This window comes from Streptomyces sp. EDA2-14 (assembly GCF_054963755.1).
This window is the reverse complement of record NZ_JBUEGE010000024.1, coordinates 1-23,456: the sequence shown is the minus strand read 5'-3', so window position 1 is coordinate 23,456 and position 23,456 is coordinate 1. Positions and strand designations below refer to the sequence as shown.

Sequence of the window (23,456 nt, the reverse complement as noted above, 5' to 3'; positions counted from 1 at the left end):
ACGCGTCGGGGCTCTGTTTCACGTGAAACAGAGCCCCGACGCGTTGCGTATGTCTCAGTCCTGAGAGCTTTCGGCCCACCACTCCTTGAGCGCCGACACGGCCGCGTCGTGCTCCATCGGCCCGTTCTCAAGGCGCAGCTCCAGAAGGAACTTGTACGCCTGCCCGATCACCGGGCCCGGACCGACGCCGAGGATCTCCATGATCTGGTTCCCGTCGAGGTCGGGCCTGATCGAGTCCAGCTCCTCCTGCTCCTGGAGCCGCTCGATGCGCTCCTCGAGACCGTCGTACGCACGCGACAGCGCGTTGGCCTTCCGCTTGTTTCGCGTCGTGCAGTCGGAGCGGGTCAGCTTGTGCAGTCGGCCGAGGAGCGGTCCTGCGTCCCGTACATAACGACGCACGGCGGAGTCCGTCCACTCGCCGGTGCCGTAGCCGTGGAAGCGCAGGTGCAGCTCCACGAGGCGCGAGACGTCCTTCACCAGTTCATTGGAGTACTTGAGCGCAGTCATGCGCTTCTTCGTCATCTTCGCTCCGACCACCTCGTGATGGTGGAACGAGACGCGGCCGTCCTTCTCGAAGCGGCGGGTGCGCGGCTTCCCGATGTCGTGGAGCAGCGCGGCGAGCCGCAGCGTCAGGTCGGGACCATCGGTCTCCAAGGCCATCGCCTGCTCGAGCACGATCAGCGTGTGTTCGTAGACGTCCTTGTGCCTGTGGTGCTCATCACGCTCCAGGCGCAGCGCGGGCAGCTCGGGCAGTACGGAATCGGCCAGACCGGTCTCGACGAGCAACGTCAGGCCCTTGCGCGGGTGCGCGGAGACGATCAGCTTGTTGAGCTCGTCACGCACCCGCTCGGCGGAGACAATCTCGATACGGCCCGCCATGGCCTTCATGGCGGCGACGACCTCGGGAGCGACCTCGAAGTCGAGCTGGGCGGCGAAGCGGGCGGCCCGCATCATCCGCAGCGGGTCGTCGGAGAAGGAGTCCTCGGGGGTGCCGGGCGTGCGCAGCACCCGCTCGGAGAGGTCCTTGATGCCGCCGTGCGGGTCGATGAACGCCTTCTCGGGGAGCGCCACAGCCATCGCGTTGACGGTGAAGTCCCGGCGGACCAGGTCCTCTTCGATGGAGTCGCCGTACGAGACCTCGGGCTTGCGCGAGGTGCGGTCGTACGCCTCCGACCGGTACGTGGTGACCTCGACCTGGTAGCCGTCCTTCTGGCAGCCGACGGTGCCGAACGCGATCCCGACCTCCCAGACCGCGTCGGCCCAGGGCCGGACGATCTTCAGTACGTCCTCGGGTCGGGCGTCGGTGGTGAAGTCCAGGTCGTTGCCGAGCCGGCCGAGCAGTGCGTCCCGTACCGAACCGCCGACCAGGGCGAGGGAGAACCCGGCCTCCTGGAATCGGCGGGCGAGATCGTCGGCAACAGGGGAGACCCGCAGCAGCTCGCTGACCGCGCGGTGCTGCACTTGGCTCAGGGCGCTGGGGGTGTCTTCATTGGCGTTCGGCACAACAGGACAGGGTACGTGGCCCGGGCGGCCCGGACCGAACCGTTCCACGGGCCCGCGACCGAAGCGTTTCGAAGGCCCCCTACTCTTGCCCCACGATCATGCCGGGCAGACCGTGGCACTCAGCCACAGTGCTCCTCGTTACCATGCGTGGACACATCTGCGACCACCGACGACGACGAGGGACGGACGACCACGTGGCCGAGGCGGCAGACCTTCCAACGGTGAGTCCCTCACCTGCACGGCGACTGCTGCGGCGCACCGGAGCCCTGCTCGCGGCTGCGCCGCTCCTGGCGTCGCTGCCGCTGCTGCCTCCCGCCGCCCCGGCGAGTGCCGCCACCCCGGCCACGGCCGCCGCGAGCGCGACAGGGAGCCGCACGGTCGATGTGGCTGTGAACTCCCTCTCGCCCAGCGCGCCGACGGACGGCGACACAGTAAAGGTCACCGGCACGGTGACGAACAAGGGCAAGCAGACGGTCAGTGGCGCGCGTGCGGGTCTGCGGGTCGGCACGTCCTACAGCGGCCGCTCTGCCGTCGACAACGCCGCGAAGAACGGCACGGGCGGCGCCGCGGAGGGCAACGAGGTATCCGGCAAGTACGGCGAGAAGCTGCCCAAGTTGGTGCCGGGCGTCGCGCAGGACTTCGCGCTGTCCGTCCCGGTCAAGGCGCTGCATCTGGGCTCCGACGGCGTCTATCAGCTCAGCGTCACCCTGACGGGACAGACCGCGGCCCAGCCGTACCAGCAGACGCTCGGCATCCAGCGGACCTTCCTGCCCTGGCAGCCGAACAGCGCCGACAGGAGCACGAAGACGACGGCCCTGTGGCCGTTGATCTCCGACTCCCACCTCACCGCCGAGACGGGCGCGAACGAACAGCAGACGCCGGTCTTCGACAACAACGACCTGGCGAAGCAGATCGGCCCGGGCGGCCGTCTGCAGCGGATGCTGGAGCTCGGCAGCGAGCTCGACGTGACCTGGGTGGTCGACCCCGACCTGCTGGCCTCCGTCGACGCCATGACGGAGTCGTACAAGGTCAAGGGCCGCGACGGAAAGCTCAGGTCGGGCAGGGGGCAGGCGGCCGCCAAGCAGTGGCTGAGCGACCTGGAGACGGCCGTACAGGGCCAGAAGGTGGTCACGCTCCCGTTCGCCGACCCGGACCTGGCGTCGCTCGCGCACACGGGCACGAAGGTCACCGGGTCCCTCGGTCACCTCAAGGACGCCACCGACGTCGCCTCCCTGACGGTGCAGACGATCCTGCACACGAAGCCGGACACGTCGTACGCCTGGCCCGCCGAGGGCGCCGTCGACCGGGACATCGTGAAGGTCGCCACGTCCGCGGGCGCGGACAAGATCATCGCGCGCAGCGACCACTTCCCGGAGACCGGCGGCCTGTCGTACACGCCGTCCGCCGCGCGGCCGATCGGCGGCGGCGCCACGGCCGTGGTCGCCGACGGCCGTATGTCGACCGCTTTCCAGGGCGACATGACGGGCGCCGAGAACTCCACGCTCGCCGTGCAGCAGTTCCTCGCGCAGTCCCTGATGCTGAACATGCAGACGGACAAGCAGCGCAGCGTCGTCGTGGCCCCGCAGCGCACGCCCACCGCGAGCCAGGCACAGTCCATGGCCACGGCGCTGCACGCGCTGCAGGACGGCAACTGGTCTCAGTCCCAGACCTTGTCGGCCGCCGCGACGGCGAAGCCCGACGCCGGCGCCACCACGCGGGTCCCGAACGCGTACCCCTCGTCGCTGCGCAAGCAGGAGCTGCCGCAGTCGGCCTTCGAGCAGATCCAGGCGACCCAGCGCGACCTCGAGAACTTCAGGGTCGTCCTCACCGACCAGTCCCGCGTGGTGACGCCGTTCGGCCGTGCGATGGACCGGGAGATGTCCACGTCGTGGCGTGGCGGCTCCGGCGCGTCGGGGAGCTTCCGCGACGGGGTCTCCTCGTATCTCTCGGGCCTCACCGAACAGGTGGCGCTGATCGACAAGTCCGAGGTGAAGCTCTCCGGGCGCAGCGCGACGATCCCCGTGTCGGTGCAGAACAACCTGTGGCAGGACGTCGACCACCTGACGCTGCGCCTCACCTCGGGCAACGGCACCCGCCTCAAGATCGGCGGCGACAACTTCCAGGACCAGGAAGTGAAGATCGCCAGCGGGCACAGCCAGTCCGTGAAGTTCACGACCACGGCCAAGGCGACCGGCCCTATCTGGGTGCGTGCCCAGCTGTACACCCAGGACGGTGAGCCCTACGGCGATCCGCTGCGCTTCAAGGTCGACGTCACCGAGGTCACTCCGACCGTGATGCTCGTCATCGCCGGCGGTGTCCTGTTGCTCGTCCTGGCGGGGTACCGGATGTACCAGCAGCGCAAGCGTGCCGTCGCCGCACAGCCCGACGAGGACGCCCCTGAGGGTGACTCCGCGGCCGCGGAGGGCGGAGAGGCCGACGAGGCGGACAGCGACACGACGGCCACCACACAGGCAGACGTTCCGCAGCAGCCGAGTGACCCGACGGCTGACACCGCTCCGGAAAGCGCGGCCCCGTCGGGCACGGGTGAGAGAGTGGACCGTTGAGCGATGTCGGGGCCGCTGGGCCGGGGACGATGAGGTGGGGTAACCATGAACGCGCCGTACGACGGTGAGCGTGGCCACGGCTCGGGCGGCTCCGCCTCGGGCGACGGCCGGCCGTACGCCGGTTCAGAACAGCCCGAGGGGCAGGTGCCGCCGCCGCAGCCTGCTCCCGACGCGTATCCGCAGGACGCGTACCTTCAGGACGCGTACGAGCAGGATCCGTACCGGGCGCACGACCTGACCGCCCAGGACCCGGTGACCGAGGCGCTGTACGACCGCGCCGCGCACCCACCACCGCCGCCGGGCTCGCAGCAGGCGCAGCAGCCCCTGTACGCGCCGCCGCCCGCGCAGCAGTACCAGCCCGACCCCCGCGTGTGGGCGCAGCCGCCCGCACCGGAACCGGCGAGCGCCACCCAGCACCTGCCGTACGGCGACGACGCCCGTACGACGCAGTTCGTGGGAGTCGACGACCTCGTGACGCACTCCGCGGAGGAGCGGCACGAACCGGACGCCTTCGCGCACCTGTACCGCGACCAGCAGCCCGGCAACAGCGCGGGCCGCGTGCCGACCGAGCCGGTCGACAACCCGACCACTCAGCTCGGCCCCCCGCAGCCCCCGCCGCCACCGGCTGCCACCCCCGCACCGGCGCCCGCGCCGAAGAAGGGCGGCCGAGCCTCCAGCCTCCTGAAGTCGAGCGCGGTGATGGCGGCGGGCACGCTCGTCTCCCGCCTCACCGGCTTCGTCCGCACCATGATGATCACCGCGGCGCTCGGTGCCGGGCTGCTCGGTGACACCTGGACCGTGGCGTACACGCTGCCGACGATGATCTACATCCTGACCGTCGGTGGCGGCCTGAACTCGGTGTTCGTACCCCAGCTGGTGCGCGCCATGAAGGAGGACGACGACGGCGGCGAGGCCTTCGCCAACCGCCTGCTCACCCTCGTCATGGTGGCGCTCGCAGCGATCGTCGCGCTCGTCGTTTTCGCGGCGCCGCTGCTGATCCACGCGATGTCACCGACGATCGCCGGCAACGAAGCCGCCAACAGCGTCGGCGTCACGTTCGCCCGCTACTGCCTGCCCACGATCTTCTTCATGGGTGTGCACGTGGTGATGGGGCAGGTCCTGAACGCCCGCGGCAAGTTCGGCGCGATGATGTGGACCCCGGTCCTGAACAACATCGTCATGATCTTCACCTTCGGCATGTTCATCTGGGTCTACGGGACCGCTGCCGAATCGCACATGGGCGTGACCACCATCCCGGACGAGGGCGTCCGCCTTCTCGGCATCGGCACCCTGCTCGGCCTGTTCGTGCAGGCGCTGGCGATGATCCCGTACCTGCGCGAGACCGGCTTCCGCTTCCGGCTGCGCTTCGACTGGAAGGGCCACGGGCTCGGCAAGGCCGTCAAGCTCGCCAAGTGGACGGTCCTGTTCGTCCTCGCCAACCAGGCGGGCGTCGTGGTCGTCACCCAGCTCGCCACGGCGGCCGGTGAGGCGTCCGGCAAGGCCGGCGCGGGCATCATGGGCTACTCGAACTCCCAGCTGATCTGGGGCATGCCGCAGGCGATCATCACCGTCTCCGTCATGGCCGCACTGCTGCCGCGCCTCTCGCGCTCCGCGCACGACGGCGACCCCGGCGCGGTCCGCGACGACATCTCCTCTGGCCTGCGCACCTCGGCCGTGGCCATCGTCCCGATCTCGTTCATGTTCGTGGCGCTCGGCGTCCCGATGTGCACCCTGCTCTTCGGCTCCAGCGGCACCGAGGCCGCCAAGTCCATGGGCTACATCCTCATGGCGTTCGGCCTCGGCCTCATCCCGTACTCCGTGCAGTACGTCGTGCTCCGTGGCTTCTACGCCTACGAGGACACGCGCACGCCGTTCTACAACACGGTCATCGTCGCCGCGGTCAACGCCGCCGCCTCGGGCATCTGCTATCTGATCCTGCCCGCCCAGTGGGCCGTCGTCGGCATGGCGCTCTCCTACGGCATCGCGTACGCGATCGGCGTCGGTGTCGCCTGGCGGCGGCTGCGCAATAGGCTCGGCGGTGACCTGGACGGCTCGCACGTCGTCCGTACGTACGCCCGGCTCTGCCTCGCGTCGCTGCCGGCGACGATCATCGGCGGCGGAATCGGGTACGCGGTCACGCAGGCACTCGGCTACGGCGTGTTCGGCTCGATCGCGTCGCTGGTCGTGGGCAGTGCGGCCCTGCTCGCGGTCTTCTACGTGGCAGCCCGCAAGATGAGGATCGAAGAACTGAATTCGCTGGTCGGCATGGTCCGCGGTCGACTCGGCCGCTGAATCCGTCCGGCAGCGCGTGCAACCATCGACGGTCACCGCGTGTCGTGCATAGCGCCGGACTGTGGGCACAATTGGCTTTGGCGTCGGAGTGAGCACAACGGATGGGGAGGCAGGAACGACGGTGGCGGAACGGAGCACGGCTGCCGTCGACGTGGCCGACAACAGCGGTGACGAACCGCTGACCGCCAAGGCGGACAAGGCGGAGCAGGCCACGGCCGACGGGGTGGCCAAGACCGGGGATCAGGGCGCCTCGGCGCGCGAGGAGGCCGCGGACACCGCGGAGACGGGGACTCATCTGAGCCCTGGCACGGCTTCGCCGCCCGATTTGCACAGCGGCCACAAGCTCGCCAGGCGCTACCGCCTCGAGGAGTGCGTCACCCGTCTGGACGGTTTCAGCAGCTGGCGTGCGGTGGACGAAAAGCTCCGCCGCGCCGTCGGTGTGCACATCCTCCCCGCCGATCACCCGCGGGGCCGTTCGGTACTCGCCGCGGCCCGCTCGTCGGCTCTCCTGGGCGACCCCCGCTTCGTCCAGGTACTGGACGCGGTCGAGGAGAACGATCTCGTCTACGTCGTCCACGAGTGGCTGCCCGACGCGACGGAGCTGACCGCTCTGCTCGCCCTCGGCCCCCTCGAGGTGCACGACGCGTACCAAATGGTCAGCCAGGTCTCCCACGCCATGGCCGCCGCCCACCGTGAGGGCCTCGCCCATCTGCGCCTCACGCCGAGCGCCGTGCTGCGCACCTCCACCGGGCAGTGGCGCATCCGCGGCCTCGCCGTGAACGCGGCGCTGCGCGGCATCACCTGCGACACCCCGCAGCGTGCCGACACCGAGGCGATCGGCGCGCTCCTGTACGCCTGCCTGACCCAGCGCTGGCCGTACGAGGACGACGCGTACGGCCTCTCCGGACTGCCCAAGGGTGTCGGTCTCATCGCGCCCGACCAGGTGCGCGCCGGCGTCCACCGCGGTCTTGCGGAGCTCTCCATGCGCGCACTGGCCAACGACGGGGCGACCGCGTCGCGCCAAGAGCCGCCGTGCACCACGCCGGAGGACCTGGTGAAGGCCATCGGCGAGATGCCCAAGATCCGCCCGCCGGAGCCCGCCTTCACGGCGCCCCCGGAGTACCAGCGGACCACGTACCAGCAGGGGAGCTACGGCCGCACGGCCCCGCACGCCACCCAGCCCGTTCCCACGCCGCCGCCCCCGCTGCAGAGCCGTACCGGCAAGGCCCTCAAGTGGGCCGTCTCCGCGCTGCTCATCGCGGCGCTCGGCCTGGGCAGCTGGCAGCTCGCGGACGCCCTCATGGACCGCGGCAACACGGGCAGCGCCGGCTCCACGGACACCTCGGACGACAGCGGTAAGGGCGGCAAGCAGGACGCCAAGCCGATCTCCATCTCGAGCGCCAAGGAATTCGTCGCCGAGGGCGACGCCCAGGCGCCGGCCGACGTCGCCAAGACGTACGACGACAGCGAGTCGACGTACTGGCGGACCAAGTCCTTCGTCGATGGCCCGAAGATGGTCATCAAGCCCGGCGTCGGCATCGTCTACGACCTCGGCTCCGCCAAGAACGTGTCGGCCGCCTCGATAGGGCTCCGGTACGGCGGCGACCACACGACGGTCTCCCTGTACGCCGCCGAGTCCCTCAACCCGGGCCCGGTGTCCGGTCTGAAGCAGATCGGGACCAAGACCGACTCGAAGACCACCTCCGCCAAGATCACAGCCGATGACCCGGTGAAGACACGCTATGTGCTCGTCTGGCTGACCGCCCTGCCCCACGCAGGCCAGGATGGGTACAGCAGCGCGGGCTACAAGCAGGGCATCACCGACGTGGAGTTCACCGGCTGACGGGTGCGGCTCACCAGGGGGAGGGGGTTCGACCGTGGACGACGCCTACGGCGAGGCGAGCGATCAGGACCTCCTCAGCCGACATGTCGCGGGCGACAAGGACGCCTTCGGTGAGATCGTCCGCCGCCATCGGGACCGCCTCTGGGCGGTGGCTCTGCGGACGCTGGGGGACCGCGAGGAGGCCGCGGACGCGGTGCAGGACGCACTGGTCTCGGCCTATCGCGCCGCCCATACCTTCCGCGGCCAGTCCGCGGTGACCACCTGGCTGCACCGCATCACCGTGAACGCGTGCCTGGACCGGGCCCGAAAGATGGCCTCGCGCAAGACCGCGCCCGTGGACGACGCCGACCGCCTGGACCAGCTCCTGGAGCCGCACGAGTCCGCGGAGGCCCCGGTCGAGCGGGACGATCTGCACCGTGAGCTCCTTGAGGCGCTCTCGGTCCTGCCCGGCGACCAGCGGGCCGCCCTCGTCCTCGTCGACATGCAGGGATATCCGGTGGCCGAGGCCGCCCGGATCCTCGATGTACCCACCGGCACGGTCAAGAGCCGCTGCGCGCGGGGCAGAGCCAAGCTGCTTCCGATGCTGACGCATCTGCGTACGGAGAACGGGAGCGAGGAAGGTGGCGAGAACCCGCCCCCCGGAAGGAACCGGGCGCAGGGGACATCCGTCCCACCCGCAGCGGGGCCTCGTGATGAGGCAGGACCAGGAAATTCGGCTGCGGTGAAGGGCGGAGGTGGGCGAGCGTGACATCCACGACCGACACGGCAGAACACCCGGAGGTCACCGAGCTCTCCGAGCTCGCCGAGGGTCTGCTGCCTCCCGCCCGGACGACCGACGTCCAGCAGCACCTCGACGGCTGCGCACTGTGCGCCGACGTCCTTTCGTCCCTGGAGGAGATCCGGGGCACGCTTGGTGCCGTGTCGAGCCCTCCGTCGATGCCCGAGGAGATCGCGAGCCGGATCGATGCGGCCTTGGCCGCCGAAGTCGGTCGTGAAACGCGGCCCGTTTCACGTGAAACATCGACCGCGGCCGACCGCCCCGCCGGGCACCCGCCAGCCACCACCGGACCGGGCCGCAAGGCACGCGGACGCAGGAGGCGCACCGGTGCCGTGCTCGGGGCCGTCCTGACGGTCACCGCGATCGGCGTGGGGACCCTGGTCATCCAGAGCGATGACGGATCCCCGGCCGCGCGCAAGAACCACACCTCGTCGACCTTCGCCAAGGACACGTTGGAGACGAAGGTCACGACGCTGCTCGGCCCCTCGACACTCGGCACGGAAGAAGCGGGGCCCAGCGCTCAGGGGACGAAGGCGCCGATGCAGAAGCGCGCCGTCTCGGTCCCCCAGTGCGTCCAGCTCGGCACCCACCGGAACGAGGACCCACTCGCCGCGGAGACAGGCACGTACGAAGGAAAGCAGGCCTACCTCGTCGTGCTGCCCCACAAGACCGACCCTGCCCACCGGGTCACGGCCTTCGTCGTGGACTCCTCCTGTGTCGGCACATCCGACTCCGCGGGCACGCTGCTGTACAAGCACGATTACGACCACGGCTCAGGGACGCTCAAGAACACTCGCTAGGTGTGGCCGGGCACGTCGGGAATGCATGCCCCGTAGGATCCGTTGGGTGGGGTGAGAGTCCTCCGAATGGCTCCCCCTGGCAGTACGCAGCAGTCCCGCAGAGACGAGGAATCAAGCCGTGAGCGACGTCCGTAACGTGATCATCATCGGCTCCGGGCCCGCCGGCTACACGGCGGCGCTCTACACCGCGCGCGCGTCGCTGAAGCCGCTCGTGTTCGAGGGTGCCGTCACCGCTGGTGGCGCGCTGATGAATACGACCGACGTGGAGAACTTCCCCGGCTTCCAGGACGGCATCATGGGCCCCGAGCTCATGGACAACATGCGCGGCCAGGCCGAGCGCTTCGGTGCCGAGCTCGTGCCCGACGACGTCGTGGCCGTCGACCTGAGCGGCGAGATCAAGACCGTGACGGACACCGCGGGCACCGTGCACCGTGCGAAGGCCGTCATCGTCACCACCGGCTCTCAGCACCGCAAGCTCGGCCTCCCGAACGAGGACGCGCTCTCCGGTCGCGGCGTCTCCTGGTGCGCGACCTGTGACGGCTTCTTCTTCAAGGACCAGGACATCGCCGTGATCGGCGGCGGCGACACCGCGATGGAGGAGGCCACCTTCCTTTCGCGCTTCGCCAAGTCCGTGACGATCGTGCACCGCCGTGACACCCTGCGCGCCTCGAAGGCGATGCAGGAGCGGGCCTTCGCCGACCCGAAGATCAAGTTCGTCTGGGACAGCGAGGTCGCCGAGATCAAGGGCGACCCGAAGCTCGCGGGTCTGACCCTGCGCAACCTGAAGACGGGCGAGACCTCCGAGCTGCCGGTCACCGGCCTGTTCATCGCGATCGGCCACGACCCGCGCACGGAGCTCTTCAAGGGCCAGCTCGAGCTCGACGACGAGGGCTACCTGAAGGTCGAGGCGCCCTCGACGCGCACGAACCTCACCGGAGTCTTCGGCGCCGGCGACGTCGTGGACCACACCTACCGTCAGGCGATCACGGCGGCCGGCACCGGCTGCTCCGCCGCTCTCGACGCCGAGCGCTTCCTGGCCTCGCTCTCCGACGGCGAGGCCGCCGAGCCCGAGAAGACCCAGACCGCCAGCGTCTGACCCGAACTCCCCAGTCCCGTAATCCCCCAAGAAATGAGGAGCCTGCTGTGGCCGGCAACCTGAAGAACGTCACGGACGCCACCTTCGACGAGGACGTCCTGAAGAGCGACAAGCCCGTCCTGGTCGACTTCTGGGCCGCCTGGTGCGGTCCGTGCCGTCAGATCGCCCCGTCGCTCGAGGCCATTGCCGCCGAGCACGGCGACAAGATCGAGGTCGTCAAGCTCAACATCGACGAGAACCCGGGCACGGCCGCCAAGTACGGCGTCATGTCGATCCCGACCCTGAACGTGTACCAGGGTGGCGAGGTCGCGAAGACCATCGTCGGTGCCAAGCCGAAGGCCGCCATCGTGCGCGACCTCGAGGACTTCATCGCCGAGTAATCAGGCGACGCCGTTCCACGGACGGCGGTCGTTGTTTCACGTGAAACACGAACGGGCCCACCCCTGCGGGGTGGGCCTGTTTCCGTTTGAGAGCCCGGCGGGCCGTCACAGGGGCCGGAGGGCCGGTTCCTTCTGTACGGCCCCCAGAAGCCGGTCCAGCGCCATCTCGACGTCTTCCTTCCAGGACAGCGTCGTCCGTAGTTCAAGGCGCAGCCGCGGATACGAGGGATGGGGTCGCACGGTCTTGAATCCGACCGCCAGCAGATGGTCCGCGGGAAGCAGACAGGCGGGCCCCTTCCACTGGGCGTCGCCGAAAGCCTCGATCGCCTTGAAGCCTCGACGCAGCAGATCCTTCGCGACGGTCTGCACGATGACCCGGCCCAGTCCCTGCCCCTGATAGTCGGGAGAGATCCAGGCCGTCATGAGCTGAACGGCGTCGGGGGACACCGGACTCGTCGGGAAGGCAGTGGATCGGGGGACGTACGCGGGTGGCGCGTAGACCACGAAGCCGACCGGGACGTCATCCACGTAGACGACGCGTCCGCAGGAGCCCCACTCCAGAAGGACAGCGGAGATCCACGCTTCCTTCTCCAGTTCGGGCGTGCCCGCCTTTACCGCGGCCTGGCCGCTGACCGGGTCCAGCTCCCAGAAGACACATGAACGGCAACGCTTGGGGAGGTCCGGGAGGTTGTCCAGCGTGAGCGGTACGAGCCGACGCCCCATGAAGGCAGTTCCTCGCTTCCTTCGCCCGCCGATGCGCGGGCGGCCGTCAGAGCGCTCCGTTCCCTGAGCAGGCTGCCGACGAATCCGCCGACCGCGCCAAGGCCGAGGCCTGCGGTCATCAGTCCGGTGCGACTCACCGATCGCATGACCCGCCTCCTGTATGAGGTGCCGCCGGGTAGATGCGCTCTTCCCGTCGCATCGTAACCACGATGGGATTCACTCGATACCGTAGAAAAGCAAAGAGCGGGCCGTGTTCCGGTACATGCCGGACACGGCCCGCTCTCTGATCGCAACAGGGCGGTGGTCAGTCCTGTTCGTCTCCCTCAGTCTCCTCGGGGAGACCGTTCTGCAGAACCGGTCCCTCACCGGGAGCGAGCGAGCCGAGGATGCGCGACAGGTCGTCCATCGAGGCGAATTCGACGACAATCTTGCCCTTCTTCTGCCCGAGGTCGACCTTCACCCGCGTCTCGAAGCGGTCGGAGAGCCGCGTGGCCAGATCACTCAGCGCCGGGGAGACACGAGCGCCGGCCCGCGGTCCCTTGGCCCGTGCGTTGCTCTTGGGGCCCGTGCCCATGAGGGTCACGATCTCCTCGACGGCCCGCACCGACAGCCCCTCGGCGACGATGCGGTGGGCCAGCCGGTCCTGCTCCTCCGAGTCCTCGACGGAGAGCAGAGCACGCGCATGTCCCGCCGACAGCACGCCCGCTGCCACCCGGCGCTGGACAGCCGGCGAGAGCTTCAGCAGTCGCAGCGTGTTGGACACCTGCGGGCGGGAGCGACCGATCCGGTCCGCCAGCTGGTCGTGCGTGCAGTTGAAGTCCTTGAGCAACTGGTCGTAGGCCGCGGCCTCTTCCAGCGGGTTCAGCTGCGCGCGGTGCAGGTTCTCGAGGAGGGCGTCGAGAAGGAGCTTCTCGTCGTCCGTGGCGCGCACGATGGCCGGGATGCGCTCAAGTCCCGCCTCTCGGCAGGCCCTCCAGCGCCGCTCGCCCATGATGAGCTCGTAGCCCGAGCCCACCTGGCGCACGACGACGGGCTGCAGCAGCCCGACTTCCTTGATGGACGTGATGAGTTCGGCGAGGGCGTCCTCGTCGAACACCTCACGCGGCTGACGCGGGTTGGGCGTGATGGCGTCGAGCGGCAGCTCGGCGAAGTGCGCTCCCGCGGGAGCCGCGAACTCCTCGGCCGCCGGGGTCGCCGACTCCTCGGTTTCCCGTGAAACAGGCGGCTGCGACAACGCTGCCACCTTCGCGGCCGCCACTCCGCGCTCGGTCGTCAGCGTCGGAACAGAGGCAGGAGACGTCGACGCTCCTCCCGTCTGCGTGGCCGGGGCCGACTGCTCGGGCGTGGGGGCAGCCGGGATCAGCGCGCCGAGTCCTCGGCCCAGTCCTCTCCGTCGATCGCTCACTGCATCCCCTCCGCCGTACTTTGCTGGTCAAGTTGAGTGCCCGTGTGGGCGTTCTGGGCTTCGTAGTGAATCCCGACCCCGCGCAGCGCCATCTCTCGCGCAGCTTCGAGGTAGGAGAGTGCCCCACTCGACCCTGGATCGTAGGTCAACACGGTCTGCCCGTAGCTCGGGGCCTCCGAGATACGCACCGAGCGCGGAATGCTCGTGCGCAGAACCTCGCCCCCGAAGTGGTTGCGAACTTCGTCGGCGACCTGGGAAGCCAGCCGGGTCCGTCCGTCGTACATCGTGAGGAGGATCGTGGAGACGTGCAGGTTGGGGTTGAGATGCCCCCGCACCAGATCCACGTTCCGCAGGAGCTGCCCGAGGCCCTCCAGCGCGTAGTACTCGCACTGGATCGGAATCAGTACTTCCGCGCCGGCGACCAGAGCATTGATCGTCAGGAGGCCGAGCGACGGCGGACAGTCGATGAGGATGTAGTCCAGCGGCTGCTCGTACGCCTGGATGGCGCGCTGCAGTCGGCTCTCCCGCGCGACCAGAGAGACCAGCTCGATCTCCGCACCGGCGAGATCGATGGTGGCCGGGGCACAGAAGAGGCCTTCGACATCGGGGACGGGCTGGACGACTTCGGACAGCGGCCTGCTGTCGACCAATACGTCGTACACGGAGGGCACTTCGGCGTGATGGTCAATGCCCAGAGCCGTGGAGGCGTTGCCCTGTGGGTCCAGGTCCACCACCAGAACGCGGGCGCCGTGCACCGCGAGTGAGGCAGCAAGGTTGACCGTTGTCGTGGTTTTGCCGACCCCACCCTTCTGATTGGCCACCACCATGACGCGGGTCTGCTCCGGACGTGGCAGGCCCTCGCCCGCGCGACCGAGAGCTTCTACTGCCAGTTGGGCAGAACGACCGATGGGGGTGTCGTCCATCGGGGGCGGCGTTTCACGTGAAACATCCTCCCCCACCGACTCGGTACGGGGACCGGGGACCGGATCGGTCATCGGTCCCGCGATGTTGGCGTCGGACCGCAAGGATTCACTCTCCTCGACTTCAGGCTCGCAATGAACAGAGCCTCCCATGCCTTCGGGGTCAAGAACCAGCGAGGCCCGTGCTTCTGTGGATGAATCCCCCTCTGTGGACAACTCCGTGTCCGTATCGAGGGATCCGAGGGGTTTTCGGTCGCGGGGAGCGGCCGCCGCGCGGCCGCGACTGATGATGCCCTGCAACAGTGAGCGACGTTTCACGTGAAACACGATGCACCGCAGCCCGATGCGCTCCTGCGCGACACCCCGAGATGCGTACGTTTGGCAGCTTTTGTGGAGTACTGCCGACCGTCAGAACGGATCAGTCGCCATCATCACAGCGCCGCTGTGCTCAGCGTCGGCGTCGGGCGCGCCCCGTGCGGGCTGCCTTGGCGCGCTTCGCCGCGAACCGCACGCCGCCGGGGCTCTCCCCGACCTCGACGCGTACGACGGTGGAGAGGGGATCCACGACGCCTTCGCCGACATGCAGGACCGATGTCTCCACAGCGCCGAGCTTGCTCAGGGCGGTGGCCGCGTTCTTGAGCTCTTCCTCGGCCGTGTCGCCCTTGAGTGCCAGCATCTCACCGTACGGCCGGAGCAGCGGGACGCCCCAGGCGGCCAGCCGGTCCAGCGGGGCCACGGCGCGGGCGGTGACGACATGGACGGGGGTCAGCTTCCCGAGGACCTCCTCGGCCCGTCCGCGCACCACGGTCACATGGTCGAGCCCGAGCAGCTCGACGACCTCGGTCAGGAAGGTCGTACGACGGAGCAACGGCTCCAGCAGGGTGATCTTGAGGTCCGGGCGGACCAGGGCCAGCGGAATGCCCGGCAGGCCCGCGCCCGAACCGACGTCGCACACGGTGACGCCCTCGGGAACCACCTCGGAAAGCACGGCGCAGTTCAGGATGTGCCGCTCCCACAGACGCGGAACCTCGCGAGGACCGATGAGGCCGCGCTGTACTCCCGCGTCAGCGAGGAGCTCCGCGTACCGGACCGCGTCCGGGAAGCGCTCGCCGAATACCGCCCGGGCCTGCTCCGGGGCCGGGGGGAGTTCTGCTGCCTCCGTCACGGGGACCGTCCTTCCGTACCGCGCTACCGCAGTGAGTGACTGACTAACAGGCTGACAAAGATCGGCCCCGCCTGCGAAACAGACGGGGCCGGAAGGCGACGTGCTGCCGATCAGGCAGGAAGCACGACGACGAAGCGCTGCGGCTCCTCGCCCTCGGACTCACTGCGCAGGCCGGCCGCCTTGATGGCGTCGTGCACGACCTTGCGCTCGAAGGGCGTCATCGGGTTCATCTTGACCGGTTCCCCGGTGTTCTTCACCTCGGCCGCGGCCTTGGCGCCCTGCTCGGTGAGCTCGGCGCGCTTCTTGGCGCGGTAACCGGCGATGTCCAGCATCAGGCGGCTGCGGTCCCCGGTCTCCCGGTGCACCGCGAGGCGGGTCAGCTCCTGGAGGGCCTCCAGGACCTCTCCGTCGCGGCCGACCAGCTTCTGGAGATCGCGGCTGCTCACGTCGCTGACGATGGACACGGCGGCCCGGTCGGCCTCAACGTCCATGTCGATGTCACCGTCGAGGTCGGCGATGTCCAGCAGACCCTCGAGGTAGTCCGCGGCGATCTCGCCCTCCTGCTCGAGGCGAGTCAGGGTGTCGCCACCCTCAGCAGCGGCGGAGGTGGTGCCTTCCGTCACGGGATGGGCTCCTTCTTGCGTCAAGGCTTGCGCCAACGTCTTACGTCGAGGTCTTACTTCTTGGACGGGGACTTCGGCCGCTGGGGGCCGCCCTTGCGCTGCTGGGACTTGGCCTTGCTGCGCTGCTGCTGCGAGCCGCCGGCGGGCTTGGCACCACCGGACTGCTTGGCCTTGGCCTGCGGCTTGGCGTCCTGCGGCCCGTCCTCCTTGTCCAGCGACGTCTTCTCCGACTCGGCGGAGTCGGCGTCGGCCCTGGTCGAGCCCTGGGCTCCCGAGGCTCCGGACTGGCGCTGCGACTTGGACTGGCGCTTGGGCTGCTGGCGCTTCGGCGTGCCCTTCGGCATGCCGTCCTCGTCCAGCTCCTCCGCGGCACCCTTGGCCACGGTGCCGTCGGTCTGTGCGGCGAGACCGGCCTTGTTCAGGCCGTTGATGAACTTGCGCTCGTACTCGTTGCGGTCGCGGCCCTTGGCGACGATCGCCTTGACGATGTTCCGCTCGCGCTTGTTCCTCGTGGCGCTGTGCTGGACGACGTGCTTCTGCAGGCCCTCGAGCATCTTGGACTGGGCCTTGGAGCCCGGAGTGGGGTTCCGGCTGATCACGTACATCTGCTGGCCCATGGTCCACACGTTGGTGGTCAGCCAGTAGACGAGGACACCGACGGGGAAGTTGATACCCATGAAGAGGAAGATCAGCGGGAAGACGTACATCAGCATCTTCTGCTGCTGCATGAACGGCGTCTTCACCGTCAGGTCGACGTTCTTCGTCATCAGCTGGCGCTGCGTGTAGAACTGCGACGCCGACATCATGATGATCATGACCGCGGTGACGACACGGACGTCGGTCAGCGAGGCGCCCATGGCGGCGACCTCATTGGCGCTGTCGGTGAACTTCGCGGCCAGCGGGGCGCCGAAGATGTGCGCCTTCTGGGCGCTGTCCAGCAGCGCCTGGTCGATGACGCCCTTGGGCTTGCCCTCGGCGATGGCCGCGAGCACGTGGTACAGGGCGAAGAAGAACGGCGACTGCACGAGAATCGGAAGGCACGAGGAGAGCGGGTTGGTACCCGTCTCCTTGTACAGCTTCATCATCTCTTCGGACTGACGCTGCTTGTCGTTCTTGTAGCGCTCCTGGATCGCCTTCATCTGAGGCTGGAGCAGCTGCATGTTCCGGGTCGACTTGATCTGCTTCACGAAGAGCGGGATCAGGCAGATCCGGATCAGGACCACCAGGGACACGATCGACAGGCCCCAGGCCCAGCCGGTATCAGGGCCGAAGATCGCCCCGTAGACCGTATGGAACTGGACGATGACCCACGACACAGGGGTCGTGAGGAACGCGAAAACGCCGGAAATCGCGTTGACGATATCGGAAATCATGTCCCTGATCAGGCTCCTTGGGCGTTGGGCGAAGTCGCTCCGGACTTATTGTCCTGTGCAGAGGGGCTGTCGCCCTCAACGGCGGGGGCCGTTTCTTTGTCCCCGCGCCATGCCTCGCGCAGCATCTCGTGCCAGCGCGGACGCTTGCGTGGCGGAACGTAGTCGACACCGCCCAGCGACCACGGATTGCACCGAAGGATCCGCCAGGCGGTGAGTGCTGTTCCCTTGATTGCCCCGTGCCGGTCGATGGCGGTGAAGCCATAGTGGGAGCACGACGGGTAGTACTTGCACACCGGACCGAGCAGTGGACTGATCGTCCACTGGTAGATCTTGATCAAGGCGAGCAGTGGGTACTTCATCGCGCGCCCCCTCCCAGCAGCCGCTTCAGGGCGGCATCCAGGTCTCGGGCCAGCTGTGCGTGGGTCGCGTCGCCCGCTCCGGGCAACGCGCGTACGACTACCAGGCTACCTGGGGGCAACAAAGCCACCCGGTCGCGCATGAGGTGGCGAAGCCTGCGCTTCACCGCGTTCCGTACGACGGCTCCACCCACGGCCTTGCTCACAACGAAACCCGCACGCGGCGGGGAGGTGGCCTCCCCGGGCACGTGCGGGTCCGTTGAACCGCTGCGTAGATGGACGACGAGAAGCGGGCGTCCGGCCCGACGTCCTCGGCGTACCGCGGTCGCGAAGTCTTCGCGCCGCCTCAGCCGATACTCGGTAGGCAGCACGTCATGACCTGTTCCGCGATCAGGCGGACAGGCGCGCGCGACCCTTGCCACGGCGGGACGCGAGAATCGCGCGGCCGGCACGGGTACGCATGCGCAGGCGGAAGCCGTGGGTCTTGGCGCGGCGGCGGTTGTTCGGCTGGAAGGTGCGCTTGCTCACTCGGGGGCTCCTGAAAAACGTGTGGTGGCGGGACATCGCCTGGCTGTCACCGTGCGCCCACGAGTAGCTCGCGAATACGCCCGAGTGCACCGCTACACGGCCCGCAAGAACTGTGGATCGTGACCTTGCCCATCGGAGGCAGGCGGCAGCAGCCATCGACAACTCGACCTGGTTACGGTACGCGCGGCTACGCCATCCGGTCAAACCGGCGTCATGCGGGGGACACTGTCCACAGGCTGGGGACAACAACTTGAACCGCAGCGGTCGCGCTGACTACCGTGGCTGAACTCCGATTCGTTCCCTTCCCACCGCCCCACCCGATTTTCTTCCCGATCCGTCCCAGGAATCACACGTTCGTGGGACCAGCGAGAGAGCGTGCCCTGTGGCTGACGTACCTGCCGATCTTGCCGCAGTGTGGCCACGAGTACTGGAGCAACTCCTCGGGGAAAACCGCGGGCAGGGCGTCGAGACGAAGGACGAACACTGGATCCGGCGCTGCCAGCCGTTGGCGCTCGTCGCCGACACCGCTCTGCTCGCCGTGCCGAACGAATTCGCGAAGGGCGTACTCGAGGGGCGCCTGGCCCCGGTCGTCAGCGAGACCCTCAGCCGCGAGTGCGGCCGCCCCATCCGGATCGCGATCACCGTCGACGACTCCGTGGGCGAGCCGCCCGCCCCCACGCCCCCGCCCCCGTCGGCCCAGCAGCACCGCTACGAGCCCCCCGAGCCGCAGCAGTCCCCCGGCCCGAAGCGTGACGCGTTCGACAACCGGGAGACGTACGAGAAGCGGGAGAGCTACGAGGGGTACGAGCGCCGCGGCGCGGACGAGCACGGCCAGGGCCAGGGCCCGCGGTCCGAACAGCCGCCCGCACCCCGACCCGACCAGCTCCCGACCGCCCGTCCCGCCTACCCGGACTACCAGCGCCCCGAGCCGGGCGCCTGGCCGCGTCCGCAGCAGGACGACTACAACTGGCAACAGCCCCGCCTCGGCTTCCCGGAGCGCGACCCGTACGGGACGCCCGCGCAGCAGCCGCAGCACGACTACCGGCAGCAGGAACGGTCGCCCTACGACCAGCAGCAGCCGTACGAGCAGGAGCGCGGCCGCTACGACCAGCAGCAGGAGCGCCCTCCGTACGAGCAGAGTTCGTACGAGCAGAAGGCGGACACCCGCCCCTCCTATGAAGACCGCTCCTCTTATGAGGACCGTTCCTCGTACGAAGACCGCTCTTCTTATGAAGACCGACCTTTTGAGGACCGCTCATACGAGGACCGCTCTTCTTATGAAGAGCGGTCGTCCTACGAGGAGCGCGGTTCCTACGAGCCCTCGCGCGAGCGGCCGCAGCGGCGTGAGCCCGGCAAGCCCCCGATGGGCGGTCGGCCGAACCAGGACGGCGGGCACATCCCTCCTTCAGGTCCCGGCGGCCCCTCGGGGCACGGAAACCGTGGCGTGCCCAGTGGCGCGCCCGGCCCGCTGGCGGCACAGCCCGCGCCGGCGACCGGTCCCGGTGAGCCGACGGCGCGCCTGAACCCCAAGTACCTCTTCGACACGTTCGTCATCGGCGCGTCGAACCGCTTCGCGCACGCGGCCGCGGTCGCCGTCGCCGAGGCGCCCGCCAAGGCGTACAACCCCCTGTTCATCTATGGGGAATCGGGCCTCGGCAAGACGCACCTCCTGCATGCGATCGGGCACTACGCGCGCAGCTTGTACCCCGGTACGCGCGTGCGGTACGTGAGCTCCGAGGAGTTCACCAACGAGTTCATCAACTCGATCCGCGACGGCAAGGGCGACTCCTTCCGCAAGCGGTACCGCGAGATGGACATCCTTCTTGTCGACGACATCCAGTTCCTCGCGGACAAGGAGTCGACGCAGGAGGAGTTCTTCCACACCTTCAACACGCTCCACAACGCCAACAAGCAGATCGTGCTCTCCAGCGACCGGCCGCCCAAGCAGCTGGTGACCCTGGAGGACCGGCTGCGCAACCGGTTCGAGTGGGGCTTGATCACGGACGTCCAGCCGCCGGAGCTGGAGACCCGTATCGCGATCCTTCGTAAGAAGGCGGTGCAGGAGCAGCTCAACGCGCCTCCGGAAGTGCTCGAGTTCATCGCGTCCCGCATCTCTCGCAACATCCGGGAGCTGGAAGGGGCGTTGATTCGCGTCACGGCGTTCGCGTCGCTCAATCGACAGCCTGTGGACCTGGGTCTGACGGAGATCGTCCTCAAGGACCTGATTCCGGGTGGCGAGGACGCGGCCCCCGAGATCACGGCGTCGGCGATCATGGCGGCGACCGCGGACTACTTCGGGCTCACCGTGGAGGATCTCTGCGGATCCTCGCGCAGCCGCGTCCTCGTGACGGCCCGGCAGATCGCGATGTACCTGTGCCGTGAGCTGACCGACCTCTCGCTGCCGAAGATCGGCGCCCAGTTCGGCGGGCGCGACCACACGACCGTGATGCACGCGGACCGCAAGATTCGCGCGCTGATGGCCGAGCGGCGCTCCATCTACAACCAGGTCACCGAGCTCACCAACCGCATCAAGAACGGCTGACAGCAGCCCGGTTACGGCCTTCAGGGCGCTTCGGGAACGACTCCCGGAGCGCCCTTCTTGCTGCCTGAGGCGGCCCCTGATGGGGGCCCGATGCGAGTCTGCCGCGGGTCTGCCGCGGGTCTGTCACGTGTCCGCCGCACGTCTGCCGCGTGTCTGCCGCGGGCCTGTCCACCCGCCGGTGTTCGATTCCAAGGCGAGTTACGGGTGTTCTCCACAGATCCACCGGGTTTCTGCGGTCCACACCCCGGGGACTGCAGAGTTGTCCAGACAGCATCCACAGCGGTCCCCGGTGACAGGGCATCAGAGCAGGTCAGAAGGCTGTGGATTCGTGGAAAAGTGATCTCCACAGACTGTGGAAAGAATCTTCCTCCACAGGCTGTGCATGACGTTGTCCACCGGCAACCCACAGGCTCGGGGCCGTTGTGCACAGCGATCAAGAGCTTCTCCACACGGCTGTCCACTGTTCGGCAACGCGACGCGCCTCCTCACCTCCGAGAGTGAAAGGCGTCACACCAAGGTGGTCGGTTGGGCTGGGGAGAACCGGGGTAAAGCTGGGGACGGCGCTGGGGAGAAGTCACCCAAGCCTGTGCATCGGGTGTGCAGAACTTTCGGCCGTCCACAGCGAACGCCGGTTGTCCACCGTCTCGGCCCACAGCCGCAGTGGACAAAAAACCGCCTCTGACCTGCGATTTAGCGGTTATCCACGCTTTCCACAGCCCCTACTACTACCTCCAACTAGTAAGAGCTGGGAATTCGTTTCGAAGTGGGGTCTGTGCACAACTCGCTCCCGGCACCTCGACCTCGGTTCGGCGCGACTTGACCGAGGCAGGCAACGACTGTCAGTGCCGTGCGTCAGACTGTTCCCCGGTGTTCTCCCCATCTGTGGGCCGAGCGACACCACGTCTGCCGATGCAGACGGCAGACCGAAGACCAAGCAGGGCGAGAGCAGCCAGCAACTGCAGGAGGCGGCTTAAGTGAAGATCCGGGTGGAACGCGACGTACTCGCGGAGGCGGTGGCCTGGGCGGCGCGCAGCCTTCCGGCACGACCGCCTGCGCCCGTCCTCGCGGGCCTTCTGCTGAAGGCCGAGGAAGGCGCACTCAGCCTGTCGAGCTTCGACTACGAGGTCTCGGCACGCGTATCGGTGGACGCGGAGGTCGACGAGGAAGGCACGGTGCTTGTCTCCGGTCGCCTGCTCGCCGACATCTGCCGCGCTCTGCCCAACCGGCCGGTGGAGATCTCCACAGACGGTGTACGAGCGACCGTTGTCTGCGGCTCCTCGCGATTCACACTCCACACGCTTCCTGTGGAGGAGTACCCGGCGCTGCCGCAGATGCCGACCGCCACGGGCACCGTCCCCGGTGAGGTCTTCGCGGCCGCCGCCTCCCAGGTGGCCATCGCCGCCGGCCGTGACGACACGCTGCCCGTCCTCACCGGTGTGCGTATCGAGATCGAGGGCGACACGGTGACGCTGGCGTCGACCGACCGCTACCGCTTCGCCGTCCGCGAGTTCCTCTGGAAGCCGGAGGACCCGGAGGCCTCCGCGGTCGCCCTGGTGCCCGCCAAGACGCTCCTGGACACCGCCAAGGCGCTCACGAGCGGTGACACGGTCACGCTGGCGCTCGCCGGCTCCGGTGCGGGCGAGGGCCTCATCGGCTTCGAGGGCGCGGGCCGCCGCACCACCACCCGCCTCCTCGAGGGCGACCTGCCGAAGTACCGCACGCTGTTCCCGACGGAGTTCAACTCCGTGGCCGTGATCGAGACCGCCCCCTTCGTGGAGGCCGTCAAGCGCGTGGCCCTCGTCGCCGAGCGCAACACCCCGGTGCGGCTCAGCTTCGAGCAGGGCGTGCTCATCCTGGAGGCCGGCTCCAGCGACGACGCACAGGCTGTGGAGAGGGTCGACGCCCAGCTGGACGGCGACGACATCTCGATCGCCTTCAACCCGACCTTCCTGCTCGACGGCCTGAGCGCGATCGACTCCCCGGTCGCCCAGCTGTCGTTCACGACGTCCACCAAGCCCGCGCTGCTCTCCGGCAAGCCGGCCGTGGACGCCGAGGCGGACGACGCGTACAAGTACCTGATCATGCCGGTGCGGCTCTCCGGCTGAGGTCTCTGAGGGCAGGTCGCTCGGGTTCGCCTGAGCGGCTATGCCCACAGGTGTGCGGGAGCGTCCGGGTTTAGGCTCGGATGCAGGTACGGGAGGCCACGCGCGCGTGCTCTCGTACCGCCCCCGCACCACCTCACGCTCGTCGCAACGTAAGGAACCACTGATGGAGCTCGGTCTCGTCGGCCTCGGCAAGATGGGCGGCAACATGCGCGAGCGCATCCGCCGCGCAGGCCACACCGTCTTCGGCTACGACCGCAATCCGGACCTCGCGGATGTCCACAGCCTCGAAGAGCTTGTGGGCAAGCTCAAGGGCCCGCGTGTGGTGTGGGTGATGGTCCCGGCCGGCGCCGCGACCCAGTCCACGATCGACGAGCTCGGCGAGCTGCTCTCCGCGGGCGACATCGTCGTCGACGGCGGCAACTCGCGCTGGACGGACGACGAGAAGCACGCCGAGGAGCTG

Annotated in this window: 20 protein-coding genes; 10 read left to right on the top strand and 10 right to left on the bottom strand. The window is 68.5% G+C overall.

Annotated elements, in window-relative coordinates:
* Positions 1 to 54: 54 nt before the first annotated feature.
* On the bottom strand, positions 55 to 1,503 hold the full coding sequence (locus tag ACY34M_RS36605; RefSeq protein WP_462720842.1) for a CCA tRNA nucleotidyltransferase: 1,449 nt from the start codon (positions 1,501 to 1,503) through the stop codon (positions 55 to 57).
* A 194-nt stretch (positions 1,504 to 1,697) separates the two neighbouring features.
* Between ACY34M_RS36605 and ACY34M_RS36600 the strand changes: the two genes are divergently transcribed.
* The 7 genes from ACY34M_RS36600 to trxA all read left to right on the top strand — a co-directional run bounded on the left by ACY34M_RS36600 (position 1,698) and on the right by trxA (position 11,256).
* Positions 1,698 to 4,067, top strand: a complete 2,370-nt coding sequence (locus tag ACY34M_RS36600; RefSeq protein ID WP_462720843.1) for a DUF6049 family protein — start codon at positions 1,698 to 1,700, stop codon at positions 4,065 to 4,067.
* Between the two features lie 45 nt (positions 4,068 to 4,112).
* Positions 4,113 to 6,359: a murein biosynthesis integral membrane protein MurJ gene (gene murJ / locus ACY34M_RS36595; protein ID WP_462720844.1), complete on the top strand. Its 2,247-nt coding sequence runs from the start codon at positions 4,113 to 4,115 to the stop codon at positions 6,357 to 6,359.
* Positions 6,360 to 6,480: 121 nt separating this feature from the next.
* Entirely contained in the window at positions 6,481 to 8,202 is a 1,722-nt protein-coding gene (locus tag ACY34M_RS36590; protein ID WP_462720845.1) for a protein kinase family protein, read from the top strand.
* Between the two features lie 34 nt (positions 8,203 to 8,236).
* Entirely contained in the window at positions 8,237 to 8,950 is a 714-nt protein-coding gene (gene sigM / locus ACY34M_RS36585) for an RNA polymerase sigma factor SigM (RefSeq protein WP_462720846.1), read from the top strand.
* Positions 8,947 to 9,780 (top strand): anti-sigma factor family protein, encoded by an 834-nt coding sequence (locus tag ACY34M_RS36580; RefSeq protein ID WP_462720847.1) that lies wholly within the window; start codon positions 8,947 to 8,949, stop codon positions 9,778 to 9,780. The genes sigM and ACY34M_RS36580 overlap by 4 nt, the downstream gene beginning before the upstream one ends.
* Before the next feature lie 118 nt (positions 9,781 to 9,898).
* On the top strand, positions 9,899 to 10,876 hold the full coding sequence (gene trxB / locus ACY34M_RS36575; protein WP_462720848.1) for a thioredoxin-disulfide reductase: 978 nt from the start codon (positions 9,899 to 9,901) through the stop codon (positions 10,874 to 10,876).
* A 47-nt stretch (positions 10,877 to 10,923) separates the two neighbouring features.
* The gene (gene trxA / locus ACY34M_RS36570; protein WP_389282929.1) at positions 10,924 to 11,256 is read left to right on the top strand and encodes a thioredoxin; all 333 of its coding nucleotides are present in this window, start codon (positions 10,924 to 10,926) and stop codon (positions 11,254 to 11,256) included.
* A 105-nt stretch (positions 11,257 to 11,361) separates the two neighbouring features.
* On the opposite strand, the gene ACY34M_RS36565 is transcribed toward trxA, so the two are convergent.
* The 9 genes from ACY34M_RS36565 to rpmH form a co-directional block, all read right to left on the bottom strand.
* Positions 11,362 to 11,979 (bottom strand): GNAT family N-acetyltransferase, encoded by a 618-nt coding sequence (locus ACY34M_RS36565; protein ID WP_462720849.1) that lies wholly within the window; start codon positions 11,977 to 11,979, stop codon positions 11,362 to 11,364.
* Between the two features lie 304 nt (positions 11,980 to 12,283).
* A complete protein-coding gene (locus ACY34M_RS36560) occupies positions 12,284 to 13,384 on the bottom strand; it encodes a ParB/RepB/Spo0J family partition protein (protein WP_462720850.1) in 1,101 nt (366 codons plus the stop codon).
* Positions 13,381 to 14,457, bottom strand: coding sequence for a ParA family protein (locus ACY34M_RS36555; RefSeq protein ID WP_462720869.1), 1,077 nt, complete (start codon positions 14,455 to 14,457; stop codon positions 13,381 to 13,383). Before ACY34M_RS36555 ends, ACY34M_RS36560 begins: the two co-directional genes overlap by 4 nt.
* A 295-nt stretch (positions 14,458 to 14,752) precedes the next feature.
* A complete protein-coding gene (gene rsmG / locus ACY34M_RS36550) occupies positions 14,753 to 15,469 on the bottom strand; it encodes a 16S rRNA (guanine(527)-N(7))-methyltransferase RsmG (protein WP_356386560.1) in 717 nt (238 codons plus the stop codon).
* Positions 15,470 to 15,579: 110 nt separating this feature from the next.
* Complete coding sequence (locus tag ACY34M_RS36545) at positions 15,580 to 16,092, bottom strand: Jag family protein (protein ID WP_462720851.1); 513 nt, start codon at positions 16,090 to 16,092, stop codon at positions 15,580 to 15,582.
* Between the two features lie 53 nt (positions 16,093 to 16,145).
* The gene (gene yidC, locus ACY34M_RS36540) at positions 16,146 to 17,465 is read right to left on the bottom strand and encodes a membrane protein insertase YidC (RefSeq protein ID WP_462720852.1); all 1,320 of its coding nucleotides are present in this window, start codon (positions 17,463 to 17,465) and stop codon (positions 16,146 to 16,148) included.
* A gap of 8 nt (positions 17,466 to 17,473) precedes the next feature.
* Positions 17,474 to 17,824: a membrane protein insertion efficiency factor YidD gene (gene yidD / locus ACY34M_RS36535; protein ID WP_462720853.1), complete on the bottom strand. Its 351-nt coding sequence runs from the start codon at positions 17,822 to 17,824 to the stop codon at positions 17,474 to 17,476.
* Entirely contained in the window at positions 17,821 to 18,192 is a 372-nt protein-coding gene (gene rnpA / locus ACY34M_RS36530) for a ribonuclease P protein component (RefSeq protein WP_462720854.1), read from the bottom strand. Before rnpA ends, yidD begins: the two co-directional genes overlap by 4 nt.
* Before the next feature lie 19 nt (positions 18,193 to 18,211).
* On the bottom strand, positions 18,212 to 18,349 hold the full coding sequence (rpmH, locus tag ACY34M_RS36525) for a 50S ribosomal protein L34 (RefSeq protein WP_003949374.1): 138 nt from the start codon (positions 18,347 to 18,349) through the stop codon (positions 18,212 to 18,214).
* A 382-nt stretch (positions 18,350 to 18,731) separates the two neighbouring features.
* Between rpmH and dnaA the strand changes: the two genes are divergently transcribed.
* The 3 genes from dnaA to ACY34M_RS36510 all read left to right on the top strand — a co-directional run.
* Entirely contained in the window at positions 18,732 to 20,891 is a 2,160-nt protein-coding gene (dnaA, locus tag ACY34M_RS36520) for a chromosomal replication initiator protein DnaA (protein ID WP_462720855.1), read from the top strand.
* Between the two features lie 974 nt (positions 20,892 to 21,865).
* Positions 21,866 to 22,996 carry a DNA polymerase III subunit beta gene (gene dnaN, locus ACY34M_RS36515; protein WP_462720856.1) on the top strand — a complete coding sequence of 377 codons (1,131 nt, stop codon included), beginning with the start codon at positions 21,866 to 21,868 and terminating at the stop codon, positions 22,994 to 22,996.
* A 163-nt stretch (positions 22,997 to 23,159) separates the two neighbouring features.
* A partial coding sequence (locus tag ACY34M_RS36510; protein ID WP_462720857.1) for an NAD(P)-binding domain-containing protein occupies positions 23,160 to 23,456 on the top strand: 297 nt, incomplete at its 3' end.